A 13,481-nucleotide genomic window follows, 5' to 3' on the forward strand; every position below is an offset into this window, starting at 1 on the left:
GCAGCGACGCTCGAACCCTGAGACCCGAGACCCGAGACCCGTCGCCGGGGTCGAACTCGACTTCTCTGCATAGCGATCCATGTACGCGACTCCAAAAACCATCCGAGCCCCGAACTCGCCCTCTCCCCCACCGCCCGGGCGCGCCTTCGTCCCCTACGCCGCCCAGAGACTGAGCCCCGCCCCAACTGCCGCCCGTGCTCGCAGCTTCCGGACGCTCCTTCCCGATCTCCGCTGACGCGTGGGCAGGCCCGGCGTAAGCTGCGCTCGGCATGAACACGGCGGGGGTGCGGAACACATGACGGCTGGACCGGCGCGGAGCTGGGAATCGACCCTCGACTCGGTCGTGGTGTACGCGCAGGGCGCGGTCTGCCGCCGCCTGGCGCGGGGCACCGTGCCGCCCGACGGCCGGGTACGGGTGACGGGTCTTCCCCGCACCGTCGACCCGGGCTCGCTGCGGGCCCGGGTGCGGGGTTCGTCCGGGCCGCGCGTCACCGAGGCCCGGGTGGAGGCCGAGGCCGGACCGCTCGGCGCGAAGACGCCGCAGGGCCTGCGGGACGAGGCCGAACGGCTGAAGGACGCGTACGAGGCGGCGCGGGAACGCCGGGACCGGATGCTGAGCCGGATCGAAGAGGTCGGGGCGCTTCGCCCCGTACCGCCTCCGCGCAAGCGCGACGACCCGCACCGCCGCACCCCGGTCGACGCGTGGCTGGAGCTGGCCGGGTTCGTCGACGAGCGCCTGACGGGACTGCACCACCGCCTCGCGGGGCTGGAGGAGGCCCTGCGGGCGGCCGAGCACGAGTGGGAGGTCGCCTCCGACCGGCTCGCCCGCGCGTCCACCGACGCCCCGTCCGCTCACGTGGAGACCTCGGTCGGCGCGGTGCTGACCGTGGACGGCGCCGGCGAGGTGGAGCTGGAGCTGGAGTACGGCGTGCCCGGCGCCGTATGGGTACCGGCCTACCGCCTCGCGTACCGGCAGGGCGACGGCGGCGGGCGCCTGGTGCTGCGCGCCTCGGTGGCCCAACGGACCGGCGAGGACTGGACGGGCGTACGCATCGCCCTGGCCACCGCCGATCTCCGGCGCCGGACGGATCTCCCGAAGCTCCGCTCGATCCGGATCGGGCGCAGCCAGCCGGTACCCGCGCCTGCCGGGTGGCGTGAGCCTCCGGCCGGGCTGGCCGGTCTCTTCTCCGGTTACGACGCGGCGGGCCCCCGTCCGGCACCTGCGACGGGCTGGGCGACCGCGGCGGCAGGCTCCGCGCCCGCCCCACTCCCGCCTCCGCCCCCGCCGCCGACGGCGGCCCCCAAGCAGGCGCGGGCGCGGACGGGGCACGGCGGTCCGCCCCCCGCCGGCGGCCCCCGGGCCCCTGGCGGCATGCCGCTGGGCTCCGCGCCGGTCGCGATGTCCTACGGTGCCGCCCCGGCCCCCGCCGCTCCCGGCGGCGCCCCGGCCCCCGTACCGCCGCCTTCCCCGCCGCTGCCGGCCGGACCGCCCGAGCCGACCGGCGCCGAGCTCGACTACGAGAGCCTCGTCCTGTCCGGCCCCGACGACGAGCAGGGCGGTCGCCGCGGCCGGCTCTTCGCCGACGCCCCGTTCGACCCGGTGGTGGCCGAACACCGCCGCCGCGCCGAAGCGGTGGCCGCGCTGCCGCTGCCCGGGCACGCGGTACGGCCCCGGACCTCGGCGGGCTCCTTCGACCACCGCTACGACGCCGCCGCTCGGGCCGACGTACCGTCCGACGGCACCTGGCACACCGTCACCGTCGGCGAGATCCCGGTCGGTCTGCGTGCCGAGTACCTCTGTGTGCCGTCCGTGGAGCAGACCGTCTACGCGACGCTCGTGCTCTCCAACGCCACCGACCAGGCGCTGCTGGCCGGGCCGGTGGAGGTCACCGTCGACGACGAGTTCCTGCTGACCGCCGCGCTGCCCACGCTCGCCCCCGGCGCGGTCCGCCGGGTCGGGCTCGGGCCCGCCGAGGGGGTCCGCGTCACCCGGCGTACGAACCTGCACGAATCGACCTCCGGCCTGCGCGGCAACACCACCGTGCTCAACCACGGTGTCCGCGTGGAACTGGCCAACGGGCTCGCGCGGCCCGTCCGGGTGGAGGTCCACGAGCGGGTGCCCGTCACCTCCGATCCGGACGTACGGATCGAGGAGCGGGCCGGCTGGACGGTCCCCGTGGAAGGCGCGGGGCCCGACCACCACGCACCGGGCACCCGCGTCTGGCGCCTGGACCTGGCCGCAGGGGCCACCGCCGCCCTCGACGGCGGCTACGAGATCCGCATCCCGACCGGCAAGGCCCTGGTCGGCGGAAACCGCAGGAGCTGACACCCGCCATGCCCACGGCCCCGATGCCTTTTCCCCTCCCCGTCACCGCCGTCACCTGCCTCGAGGACCGCGCCCACGTCGAACGTGCCGCCGTGCTCGACCTGGAGGCCGGAGTCCAGCGGCTCCGCCTCGGCCCGGTCAGCGCGCTCGCCGTCGACCGAAGCCTCCACGCGGAGCTGACCGGCCCGCACCCCTCGACCGTCCTGGACGTACGGATCGTCCGCACCTGGACACCGCGAGGACCACGGCCGCTCGACGACGATTCGCCCCTGCGCCTCCGCGTGCACGCCCTTGAGGAGGAGCGGCCTCCTCTGGAGCGGCAACGCGACCGGCTGCGCGCCCGGCTCGACCTTCTCGGCCGTCTCGCCACCGATCTGCTGCGGGACATCGGCGAAGGCGCGGGTTCCGGAGAGCCCGAACAGCTCCGCTGGGCGGGCGAACTCGACCGGGTGGACGAGGAACGCGACACGTACGGCGAACAACTCCGCTCCGTGGAGGCCCGGCTGACGTCGCTGGCCGACGAACTGGCCGAAGCCGAGCGTGTCATGGTCCTCACCGAGGACGAACCCGCCGAGCTCGTCGGCCACATCGAGCTCACCGTGGAGGCCGCGGCGGCCGGGCCGGCCGGACTGCGTCTGACCCACCTCACCCCGTGCGCGCTGTGGCGGCCCGCCTACCGCGCCGTGCTCGACGGGGGCTCCCTGACGCTGGAGACGGACGCGGTGGTCTGGCAGCGGACCGGCGAGGACTGGTCGGACGTACCGCTGACCCTGTCGACGGCCCGCTCGGCCTCGGCCGGCGCACCGCCGCGGCTGGCCGAGGACCGGCTGACTCTCATGGAGCGCCCGGCGGCCGAACGCCGCGCGGTCGAGGTCGAGTTGCGCGAGGAGGAGATCGCGACGCTCGGCCCCGCCCCGGTGCTCGGACTCCCCGGGGTGGACGACGGCGGCGAGGCGCGGGTGCTGAGGTCTCCCGCACCGGTCTCGGTGGCCGGTGACGGCCGCGCCCACAGGATCCCGCTCTCCTCGTTCACCAGCGCCGCGCGCGACGAGTACGCCTGCTCACCGGAGTTGTCCCCGCTGGTCACCCAAGTGGCCCGGTTCGACAACCATTCCGGCCACGCGCTGCTCGCCGGCCCGGTGGATCTGATCCGCGGGAGCGGGTTCGCCGGGCGCGGCACGCTGGGCTTCACCGCCCCCGGAGGCCCGGTCGAGCTCGCCTTCGGCAGCCTCGACGACTTCCACGTGGTCCGTGAGGCGGAGGAGAGCCGGGACACCACCGGCATCACCCAGCGTACCGTGGTCACCCGCACGGTACGGCTGCGTCTGTCGCGGTTCTCCGCCCCCGGAGAACGGCGCGAGCGGGTGGTGGTCCTGCGCGAACGCGTACCGGTCTCCGAGGTCTCGGCGGTCGAAGTGCGCCTGCACGAGGACGGCTGCTCCCCCGCGCCGGACGCGGTCGACGCGGAGGGCATCGCCCGCTGGGACGTCTCCCTCCCGCCCGGCGGCCACCGCACGGTCACCCTGGTGTACGAGGTCTCGGCGAGCGCCAAGGTCACCGGCCTCTGAGCCCGGTGGAGGGGTACGGCCCGTCGGCGCCGGCCGGTCATGCCCCCGCGACGACGGGTTGACGGGACCATGCCCGAACAGCAAAGATCATCGGACTCGACTCTGACAACGTTGTCTTACGAGAGGAACACGATGAAAGCGCTGAAGAAACGCGTATGCGGCGTCCTGTTGATCGCCACCACGATGGTCGCGGCCTCCGCCACCTCCGGTGTCGCGAACTCCCGGCCCCAGGGAGCGAAGTTCGCCGCCGACCCCACCACGCTGGTCGACACGTCGATCGGCAACAACGGCGACGGGACCACCTTCCCCGGGGCCTCCGCACCGTTCGGCATGGTGCAGTTGAGCCCCGACACGCAGCTGAACAAGTACGCCTCGTACGACTACGCCCAGGACACCATCCTCGGTTTCAGCCACACGCACCTCTCGGGCGTGGGCTGTCAGACGATGGGCAACTTCCGGTTCATGCCGACCACCGGCGCGGTCACCTCGTCCGACCCGGCGCAATACGGCGCGAAGTTCAGCCACGACAACGAGACGCGCTCGCCCGGCTACTACGGCGTGAAGCTCGACAACGGCATCGAGGCCGAGCTCACCGCCACGGAGCGCACCGGCCAGCACCGCTACACCTTCCCGGCCGGGTCGGACTCGGAGAACGTGCTCATCGAGACCGGTCAGAGCAACGGCAGCACCTACGCCGGTGACATCAAGGTGGTCGGCGACGACACCGTGGAGGGCTGGCTCCAGGGCGGCAACTTCTGCGGCGAGACCGGCAAGGAGCGCTACCGGATCTTCTTCAGCGCCAAGTTCGACCGGACGTTCTCGACCTTCGGCACCTGGTCCGACAACACGCTGACCCCGGGCGCCCGCGAAGCGACGCGCGGCACCAAGCGCGCCGGCGCCTGGCTGTCCTTCGACCCGTCCAAGGGCGACCAGGTCGGCACGTCGGTGGGCCTCTCCTACACCTCGGTCGACGGCGCACGCCTCAACCGCAAGGCCGAGCAGCCGAAGTCGTTCGACAAGGCCCGCGCCGGCGTCCACGACGACTGGAAGGACGAGCTGAACCGGATGCGCGTGGCCGGCGGCACCACCGCCGACCAGCGCACCTACTACAGCGCGCTCTACCACTCGCTGCTGCACCCGTCGATCGGCTCCGACGTCGACAACCGCTACCGCGGCTTCGACGACCAGGTGCACCGCGCGGACTCCACGTACTACCAGATGTTCTCGCTCTGGGACACCTACCGCTCGCAGAACCAGCTGGTGGCCCTGCTTAACCCGGACAAGGCCACGGACATGGCCAAATCCGTGCTGCACATCTACCAGGACGGCGGCTGGGTGCCGCGCTGGGGTCTCGGCGGCGGCGAGACCAACGTGATGAGCGGCGATCCCATCACCCCCTGGGTCGTCGACCTCTACAACCGCGGCCTGCTCGACAAGAGCACCTCGCGTCAGCTCTTCGACGCGCTCTGGAAGAACTCCAACGAGGTCCCCGCGGACCAGTCGATCTTCCGCGGCCGTGACGGCAACCCGACCTACGTCCAGAACGGCTGGGTCGCCTACCAGAACCTGCCCGGTTACACGTACGGCGACAGCCGCCAGGCCGGTTCCGCCACCCTGGAGTACGCGCTCGCCGACTGCGCGCTGTCCACCATGGCCGGCGGCCTCGGCTACCGGGACAAGGCCGCGACGCTCGCCTCGCGCTGCGACAACTTCGCGACGCTCTGGGACAACGACGTGACCTCGCAGGGGTTCACCGGCTTCCCGGTCACCCGCAACGCGGACGGCACCGTCGCCGGCGACCCCGACCCCACACAGTCCGGCGCCTTCCACGAGGGCACCGCCTGGCAGTACCAGTGGCTGGCCCAGCAGGACCCGCAGACCCTCTACGGTCTGATGGGCGGCAAGGACAAGGCCGAGCAGCGTCTCGACACCTTCTTCGACATGCCGACCGTGCTCACCGACCCGGCGAAGGCCGCCAAGGAGAGCTGGGTGACCGGGGCGTACGACTACCACAACAACTTCGCCTTCAACCCCAACAACGAGCCCGACTTCCACACCCCGTGGATGTACACCTGGACCGACTCCCCGTGGAAGACCTCGTCCGTGCTGCGCGCGATGCGGACACTCTTCACCGATGACGCGTACGGCATGCCCGGCAACGACGACCTCGGCGCCACCTCGTCGCTGCTCGTCTTCGCCATGGCCGGCGTCTTCGAGGCCCAGCCCGGTTCCGCCAACTACGTCATCACCGCGCCGATGTTCGAGAAGGTCGAGATCCGGCCGGAGCACGGCCGCAAGATCAGCATCGAAGCCCCGGGCGCGAGCGCCTCGAAGCTCCAGTACGTGTCCTCCGTGAACACGTCGAAGGGCAAGCTGCGCCAGAGCTGGCTCTCCCACGAGAACCTGCTGCACGCCGGCACGATCCGGATCGGCCTCTCCGACAAGCCCACCACCTGGGGCGTCGACGCCGCCCCGCCCGCCATGGGCGCCCCGGCCGCCAAGCACTGACGGCCCCGGGTGCGGCCCTCCCACGGACCTACCGGGAGGGCCGCACCCCACGCCACGTACAACTCCGGCCGCCGACAAGGGGCGGGAAGGCGGGAGGCTCACCGTGCCCCGCGCCCGCGCGGTCCCTGACCCGGTCGGCGCACGGCGTCACGTTCGCGCGTCGGCGTGTGCGCGGGCGCGTTCGATCTCAGGCACGTGGCTCTCGGCCCATTCCCGGACGGCGCGCAGCGGTGTCAGCAGTGACCGGCCCAGGTCGGTGAGGGCGTATTCGACATGTGGGGGATGCGCGGGAGTCTCCGTGCGGGAGATCAGGCCGTCGTACTCCATCGCGCGGAGCGTCTCGGTGAGCGCCTTCGGTGTGATCCCCCGGATGTGCGCCTTGAGTCCGGTGAAGCGCATCGGACCGTCATCCAGCGCGTTGACGACGAACACCGTCCAGCGCGCCCCGATCCGGTGCAGAACGGTACGACTGGGACAGGTCGCGGCCATGATGTTGTACGCCTTGCCCATGAGTGGCTCCCGGTAGCGTTGAATATACCGGTATAGAATCTATACCTTCCAGGTCGTGACCCTTTCCGATCGCACGTCCCGTCCCTCGATGGCTCCGCACCGCCGTTTCGTCGCGGCGAACGTCATCGACTCTCTCGGCACCGGCGTCTTCATCCCCGTTTCGATGCTGTATTTCCTGGCCACGACGTCGCTGACCCTGGTACAGGTGGGCGCGGCCCTGACGACTGCCGGACTGCTGGCGCTCCCGGCGGGCCCGGTGGCCGGAGGACTGGTCGACCGGTACGGCGCCAAGCCGGTACTGCAGGCGGCCAACCTGGCCCAGGCGCTCGGCTTCGCGGGGTACCTCGTGGTGGGCCGGCCGTGGCAGATCGTCGTCTGCGCCTGGCTGAACAGTGCCGGGCGAGCGGTCTTCTCCAGTTGCTACGGCGTGACCGTCACGGCGCTGGCCGCGCCCGGCCAACGCGAGCGGTGGTTCGGCCTGCTGGGATCGGTGCGCAACCTCGGCTACGCACTCGGCGGGCTCCTCTCCGCCGTCGCCGTCGGTATCGGAACCCAGGACGCCTACGCCACGATCGTGGTCGTCAACGCCTTGTCGTACCTCGCCGCCTTCGCCCTGACGCGGGCCGTGCCGAATGTCCGTCCCGAGGTGGGTCAGGCCGCCGCCGGCGGCTGGGAGCGCGTGCTCCGGGACAGGCGGTACCTGTCACTGGTCGCACATCAACTGTGCTTCGCCATATCCTTGTTCGCTCTCAACGTCGCGATACCGGTCTACGCCGTGGATGTGCTGGGGCTGCCTGGCTGGACCGCGGGCGCGGTTTTCACGCTCAATGCCCTGATGGTCGGATTCGGCCAGAGCTTCGCCGTCGGCCGGCTCGGCGGGCGGATCCGCAGCCGCGTCCTCGTCGCCGGGCACGCCTGTTTCGCGGCGGGCTACCTCCTGTTCCTCGCCGCCGACCACGTGGCTGCGCTCACCCTCTCGGTCGGAATCGTGTTACTCGGTGCCGGCAGCTACACCCTCGGTGAGATCCTCGGCGGCCCCGTCACCTCGACCGTCGCCGCGGAGAGCGCCCCGGACGCTCTCCGCGGCCGGTACTTGGCCCTCAACCAGCTCGCCGTGACGGTCGCGGGAGCGGTCGCTCCGGCCGCGCTCTCCGGACTGCTGTCCTCCGGGTCAGCCTCGATCTGGTTGACCCTGGTGGGCGTCAGCGCCCTCGGAGCCACGCTCGCCGCTGCGATCGGGAAGGTGGTGCCGGCGGCGCGGAGCCGCATCGGAGACACCTGACCGGCCTGCCATCACGCGCAGTTCCCGGCCGCGGCAGAGGTCCTCCGCCGCGGCCGCCCCGAACTCGGCGCCGGGCACCGGCTGCGTGCCGAGGGCCCGGCGGAGAGATCTTCTCGCCCCACACCCAGAGCTCGACGGCACGACGCGAGACGCGAACCCCGGTCCTTCAGGGCCGGGTCAAGTTGACGTCTTGTGCCGGGAGCCGACCGGCTACGGTGCTGCTTCGCGGAAGAGAGCCAGGAGGGCCTGAGCCTGCGGGGCGCCCGCGTCGAAGAACTGCGTGGCCAGTACGGGTGGCACGGCGGTTCCATGCATGCGGACCTCATGGCAGCTGAAGCAGAACGCCGCTTCGAACAGCGCCAGGTCGAGAGTGTCCGCGTACGCCCGGACGCTCCAGCCCGGCGAGAAGCCGCAGCGGTGCTGCTCACTGCCGGGCAAGCTCTCGATCAAGGCCAGCGCGCCGGCTGCCTCGCTCCCGATCCAGTGGGCGCCCGCCCTGCCGGGGTACGGGGCGCCCCGCACTGTCGGAAGTTCGGAGATCCTGACGACCTCCACCAACACAGCGCCTGCTACGGCTTCGGCGGGGAGTTGCATGTGCGTAGTCTGCCCGCGCCCGATACCGGGCGTGTACCTGCCTCCGAAGAGGGTGATGTCCGTGGCGCCGGCCCGTGCCGACGCGCCGGCCGTCGTACACCGCCGCCCTCGGGAACCGTACTCAGGAGTGGCCGACGTTGCTGACCCGCAAGGCGAGTTCGCCGCATTGGCAGAAGAGTGCGACACCTCGCCGCACCCCCACGAGCGCGGATCGAGCCCTTGCGCCCTGAAGTCCCCGAGTGCGGCAGGACGACACACCCTCGTCGTCGGCTCGCCGCGTCCCGCCGTCCGGTTGGGCGCACCCGCGATGGACATGGTCCGCACGCCTGACCAGACTGGGCCGATGACGACCTCATCATTACCCGCCTCGGGCCTCCGGGCGGTGCTGTTCGACTCGGGCGGTGTGCTCATGCGGCCCATCGGCGGCCGGTGGAATCCACGCGCGGACTTCGAGGAGAACGTTCTGGCGCACGACCCCTCGATCACCCCCGGCCGCTTCGCCGAAGCCATGGCCGTCGGTGACCGGTTCCTGGAGGACTCTCCCGGCACTCCCAGCTACGAGGACTACCACCGCGTGCTGCTCGACCGTCTCGGACTTCGGCCCACGCCCGACCTCCTCGCTCAGCTCTCTCGTGACGTGCATCCCTCGGTGGTGCTCGAACTGTTCCCGGACGTCCTCGACACGCTCGCCGAGCTGAGACGGCGCGGCGTGCGGCTGGCCGTGGTGTCGGACGCCTGGCCGGACCTGCCCGATCTGCACGAAGGCCTCGGCATCCACCACTACTTCGAGGTGTACGCGATCTCCGCGGTGCTCGGGTGCGAAAAGCCCGACCCGCGCATGTACCACCACGCGAGCACCGGACTCGGTCTCGAGCCGTCCGAGTGCCTGTTCGTCGACGACCTCCCGGAACTCGTCTCCGCGGCGATGGAGCTGGGGTACGAAGGCCGGGCGCTGTGCCGGACGGAGGCGACGGAGCAGGTCCCGTCCATCACGTCCCTGACCGAAGTCCTGGAACTCTTCTGACCGTACGACGGTGACGGCCCGTGCTCCCCCGGAGTACGGGCCGGACCGACGATCGGCGACCCTCGGTCTCCTCGGGGTCCACCGCCGCAAGGTCGCGGGTCTTCATACCCGACCTCGTTCGTCCAGTCGCAAGTCGGCCAAAGACCGTTCCGTGTGCTCACGCCCTGCCCCACCTCGGTCCCGATTCCGGTCCCGCCCCACCCTCGCCGGCACGGCCACCTCGCCAGGAGTCGTATGCCGCGAACGACCACCATCGAGATCAGTGCCTCCGCCGGCATCCGGGCGTCGCCGCACTGCCGCCACCCCTCCGAACATCCTTACTTTCAGGCGTACTTCGCGGGAGTTGGACGAAACTCTTGCGCGCCCCGCCGCGTCGGTTTAGCGTCTGTGCCACCCAAGCGCCCTTCCCCCCACCCGACGTCACCTCAAAATTGTTAGCGCTAACAATTTCGCTCGGTGGCCTGACCTGCACCAACGCAAGAGCCGCTCGGCCCCGCTGCCCGGCTTTCCGTGCGGCCCGGCCACATCGCCGTACCCGCGCACCCGCTCCGTCAGCTCCCCCGCACGCGTCGGACGCCCCACTCGTCCGGCGGCTCGCCGCGCGCGCTCCGGGCCCGGATCCGCGCTTCGGCCCGTCCCCCACCGGCCTCGACAGAGCTTTGTGCTGCCCTCTCCGCGCACCGGCCCTATCCCGTGCGCCCGGCCCCACCCCGCACGCCCGCAGAACGCCGCACCACGGCGCGCACCCGCATGCCCACGTACCGTCCCCCGCCACCACCCGTGCGACCGGGGGACTTCCGCCCCGCGCGGTGCGGGCAGGCCCCGAGGCGGTCGAAGCCGCCCCGGGCCGGTCCGCCCGTCGCATGCGTACATCCCCAGCCCACCAACGAATCGAGGACAGTGATGAAAGGACTCCGGTCCGCCTTCCGCCGCCGCGCAGCCGCGCTGACGGCGGCCCTGGTCGGCGTGCTCGTCGCCGGCACCCTGACGGGGACCTCGGTCTCCCAGGCCGCGACGTCCCAGCCCTGCGACCTGTACGCCGCCGGCGGCACCCCGTGCGTCGCCGCGCACAGCACCACCCGCGCCCTGTACGGCTCGTACAACGGGGCGTTGTACCAGGTACGCAGGGCCTCGGACAGCACCACCCGCGACATCGGGGTTCTCAGCGCCGGGGGGTACGCCAACGCGGCCGCACAGGACTCCTTCTGTGCGGGTACCAGTTGCGTCATCACGATCATCTACGACCAGACCGGCCGCAACAACCGCCTCACCCAGGCACCCCCCGGTGGGTTCAACGGCCCGGCCTCGGGCGGCTACGACAAGCTCGCCAACGCGACGATGGCGCCGGTCAGCCTCAACGGCAACCGCGCCTACGGTGTCTTCGTCTCGCCGGGTACCGGTTACCGCAACAACGCGACGAACGGCATCGCGACCGGTGACCAGCCCGAGGGCATGTACGCGATCCTCGACGGCACGCACTACAACGACGGCTGCTGCTTCGACTACGGCAACGCGGAGACCAACAGCCGCGACAACGGCAACGGCACCATGGAGGCCATCTACTTCGGCAACAGCCGGGGCTGGGGCTCCGGTGCGGGCAACGGCCCCTGGGTGATGGCCGATCTGGAGAACGGGCTGTTCTCCGGCGTCAACACCGGCAACAACGCGGGCGACCCCACGGTCACCCACCGGTTCCTGACCTCGATCGTCAAGGGCGAGCCGAACCACTGGTCCATCCGCGCCGGCAACGCCCAGTCCGGTTCGCTCTCCACCTACTACAACGGGGTCCGGCCGAACGCCTCCGGCTACAACCCGATGAAGAAGGAGGGCGCGATCATCCTCGGCATCGGCGGCGACAACAGCGTGAGCGCCGCCGGCACCTTCTACGAGGGCGTCATGACCTCCGGCTACCCGACCGACGCGACCGAGAACGCCGTCCAGGCCAACATCGTCGCCGCCGGCTACACCCAGGGATCGGGCGGCGGAACCGCCCTCAACAGCGGCTCCTCGGTCTCGCTCCGGGCGACCACCTCCTGCTGCACCACCAGCTACCTCAGCCACTCCGGCGCGAACGTCAACACCACGGTGGTCAGTTCCGCCAGTTCGTCCACCGACAAGGCGAACGCCTCCTGGATCGTCCGCCCGGGCCTGGCCAACAGCGCCTGCCGCTCCTTCGAGTCGAAGAACACACCGGGCAGCTATCTGCGGCACCAGAACTACCAGCTCTATCTGCACGCCAACGACGGCAGCGCGCTCTTCGCCAACGACGCCACCTTCTGCTCGCAGGCGGGTGTGAACGGCCAGGGCAACTCGCTGGTCTCCTACAACTTCGCCGACCGCTACATCCGGCACTTCTCCAACATCGGATACGTCGCCTCCAACGGCGGCTCCAACACCTTCGACGCCACCGCTCTCTGGCCCGACGACGTGAGCTGGGCGGTCGTCGCCGCCTGGACTCCCTGACCCCGTGAGGAGCGGGCGGCCGCCCCGGAGGACGGCCGCCCGCTCTTCACTTCGCCGCACCGGAACGGACCCGCCGCGCCTCACTCGAAGAACTTGAGGCTCCACCCGGTGTCCGAGGTCGCTCCCGGCACGTTGGCGCGGCTGTAGGTCGTACCGCCCCACCAGCAGAAGCTGCCGGTGTACCAGTACCGGTTGGCCCACGAGTACGCCGTGCCCTTCGGGACGGCGTGGAACATCAGCGGGAACGTCGGACCGGCCGGCGGGCTGGTGCTGATGTCGCCGTCCAGGAGCACGAAGCTGTGGTGCCCGGGGCCGTTCACCTGCTGCGTGGGGTCCCAGCCGGGGTTCATCGTCGAACCGTTCGAGCCGAACAGGCACCCGTTCGACTTGTACCAGTCCCATACGTACGTCGGGTCGCCGCCGGCCCGCAGTCGCACTTCGGCCAGGCAGTACTGGTCGCTCCAGCTCCCGTTCGCCGAGTACACGATGTGGAGCTGACCGTTCGGGTCCTTGATCGCCTCGGGTGCCTCGTTGATGTACGGGTTGCCGACCACCCGCTCCCAGCTCTCCCGGGGCTGCGAGATGACGTAGCGCGCGCCGGTGGGCGTGGTGGGGCTGCTCATCCGGGCGATGTAGAGGTTCTGCTCGACGTTGGTGTCCCCGGCCCAGCCGGACCAGACGAACCAGCGCTGCCCGTTGAAGGTGAACATCGTGCCGTCGATGGCCCATTTACCGTCGGGCAGGGCGAGTTGAGTCTCGGCGGTGTACCCGCTGTCGGCGGATGCCGAGCTGATCACGTACATCCGGTGCGCGGCTCCGGCCCCGGCCGTGAAGTAGATGTAGTACCGGCCGCCGTCCCGCACGAGCTCCGGCGCCCAGACCTCACCGAGGCCCCGGGTGTCGGACCAGACCTGACGCGCTGTCGCGGACGCCAGGGCGGCGGTCGACGACGCCTGCCGCACGGCGATGCCGCCGCCGGTCGACTGTACGGAGACATAGGTGGAGCCGACCCGGATCACGCTCGGGTCGGCGGCCCGCATGCTCGTCTGGGAAGCCCTGGCGGGCTCTGCCGACGACACGGACATCACGGCCGTGAGCAGCCCTGCGAGAACGAGGGCGGCAAGGCCGTACATACGGCGAGAAAGATTCATGGTCCCGTTCCGTTGTTCGCCTCCGCTTCGACACCGGACGAGGACCGGTTCAGGA

General features: G+C 71.2%; 9 protein-coding genes. 6 read left to right on the forward strand and 3 right to left on the reverse strand.

The window, feature by feature from the left end; translation table 11 throughout:
• Nucleotides 1-295: 295 nt before the first annotated feature.
• The 3 genes from OHA55_RS32630 to OHA55_RS32640 all read left to right on the forward strand — a co-directional run bounded on the left by OHA55_RS32630 (nucleotide 296) and on the right by OHA55_RS32640 (nucleotide 6,402).
• Complete coding sequence (locus OHA55_RS32630) at nucleotides 296-2,326, forward strand: DUF4139 domain-containing protein (RefSeq protein ID WP_266713347.1); 2,031 nt, start codon at nucleotides 296-298, stop codon at nucleotides 2,324-2,326.
• A gap of 8 nt (nucleotides 2,327-2,334) precedes the next feature.
• Nucleotides 2,335-3,894 (forward strand): mucoidy inhibitor MuiA family protein, encoded by a 1,560-nt coding sequence (locus OHA55_RS32635; protein ID WP_266713349.1) that lies wholly within the window; start codon nucleotides 2,335-2,337, stop codon nucleotides 3,892-3,894.
• A 132-nt stretch (nucleotides 3,895-4,026) separates the two neighbouring features.
• Nucleotides 4,027-6,402: a GH92 family glycosyl hydrolase gene (locus OHA55_RS32640; RefSeq protein WP_266713351.1), complete on the forward strand. Its 2,376-nt coding sequence runs from the start codon at nucleotides 4,027-4,029 to the stop codon at nucleotides 6,400-6,402.
• Between the two features lie 147 nt (nucleotides 6,403-6,549).
• Here the strand turns inward: OHA55_RS32640 and OHA55_RS32645 are convergent, their stop codons facing one another.
• Nucleotides 6,550-6,912, reverse strand: a complete 363-nt coding sequence (locus OHA55_RS32645) for a helix-turn-helix domain-containing protein (RefSeq protein ID WP_266713353.1) — start codon at nucleotides 6,910-6,912, stop codon at nucleotides 6,550-6,552.
• 55 nt (nucleotides 6,913-6,967) lie between these two features.
• On the opposite strand from OHA55_RS32645, the gene OHA55_RS32650 reads away from it, so the two are divergent.
• Complete coding sequence (locus tag OHA55_RS32650; RefSeq protein ID WP_266713355.1) at nucleotides 6,968-8,194, forward strand: MFS transporter; 1,227 nt, start codon at nucleotides 6,968-6,970, stop codon at nucleotides 8,192-8,194.
• Between the two features lie 210 nt (nucleotides 8,195-8,404).
• On the opposite strand, the gene OHA55_RS32655 is transcribed toward OHA55_RS32650, so the two are convergent.
• Nucleotides 8,405-8,788, reverse strand: coding sequence for a hypothetical protein (locus OHA55_RS32655; RefSeq protein ID WP_266713357.1), 384 nt, complete (start codon nucleotides 8,786-8,788; stop codon nucleotides 8,405-8,407).
• Between the two features lie 343 nt (nucleotides 8,789-9,131).
• Between OHA55_RS32655 and OHA55_RS32660 the strand changes: the two genes are divergently transcribed.
• Nucleotides 9,132-9,812 carry an HAD family phosphatase gene (locus tag OHA55_RS32660; protein ID WP_266713359.1) on the forward strand — a complete coding sequence of 227 codons (681 nt, stop codon included), beginning with the start codon at nucleotides 9,132-9,134 and terminating at the stop codon, nucleotides 9,810-9,812.
• A 903-nt stretch (nucleotides 9,813-10,715) separates the two neighbouring features.
• Nucleotides 10,716-12,275, forward strand: a complete 1,560-nt coding sequence (locus OHA55_RS32665; protein ID WP_266713361.1) for an alpha-L-arabinofuranosidase B — start codon at nucleotides 10,716-10,718, stop codon at nucleotides 12,273-12,275.
• Between the two features lie 80 nt (nucleotides 12,276-12,355).
• Here the strand turns inward: OHA55_RS32665 and OHA55_RS32670 are convergent, their stop codons facing one another.
• Entirely contained in the window at nucleotides 12,356-13,426 is a 1,071-nt protein-coding gene (locus OHA55_RS32670) for a glycoside hydrolase family 43 protein (protein ID WP_266713363.1), read from the reverse strand.
• Between the last annotated feature and the right edge of the window lie 55 nt (nucleotides 13,427-13,481).

The sequence above is a fragment of the Streptomyces sp. NBC_00102 genome, assembly GCF_026343115.1.
Classification (GTDB): Bacteria; Actinomycetota; Actinomycetes; order Streptomycetales; family Streptomycetaceae; genus Streptomyces.

Bases quoted from the DNA above. Each gene is read 5' to 3' on its own strand.
- OHA55_RS32630 (WP_266713347.1), top strand. From the start codon at position 296: ATGACGGCTGGACCGGCGCGGAGCTGGGAATCGACCCTCGACTCGGTC.
- OHA55_RS32635 (WP_266713349.1), top strand. From the start codon at position 2,335: ATGCCCACGGCCCCGATGCCTTTTCCCCTCCCCGTCACCGCCGTCACC.
- OHA55_RS32640 (WP_266713351.1), top strand. From the start codon at position 4,027: ATGAAAGCGCTGAAGAAACGCGTATGCGGCGTCCTGTTGATCGCCACC.
- OHA55_RS32645 (WP_266713353.1), bottom strand. From the start codon at position 6,912: ATGGGCAAGGCGTACAACATCATGGCCGCGACCTGTCCCAGTCGTACC.
- OHA55_RS32655 (WP_266713357.1), bottom strand. From the start codon at position 8,788: ATGCAACTCCCCGCCGAAGCCGTAGCAGGCGCTGTGTTGGTGGAGGTC.
- OHA55_RS32660 (WP_266713359.1), top strand. From the start codon at position 9,132: ATGACGACCTCATCATTACCCGCCTCGGGCCTCCGGGCGGTGCTGTTC.
- OHA55_RS32665 (WP_266713361.1), top strand. From the start codon at position 10,716: ATGAAAGGACTCCGGTCCGCCTTCCGCCGCCGCGCAGCCGCGCTGACG.
- OHA55_RS32670 (WP_266713363.1), bottom strand. From the start codon at position 13,426: ATGAATCTTTCTCGCCGTATGTACGGCCTTGCCGCCCTCGTTCTCGCA.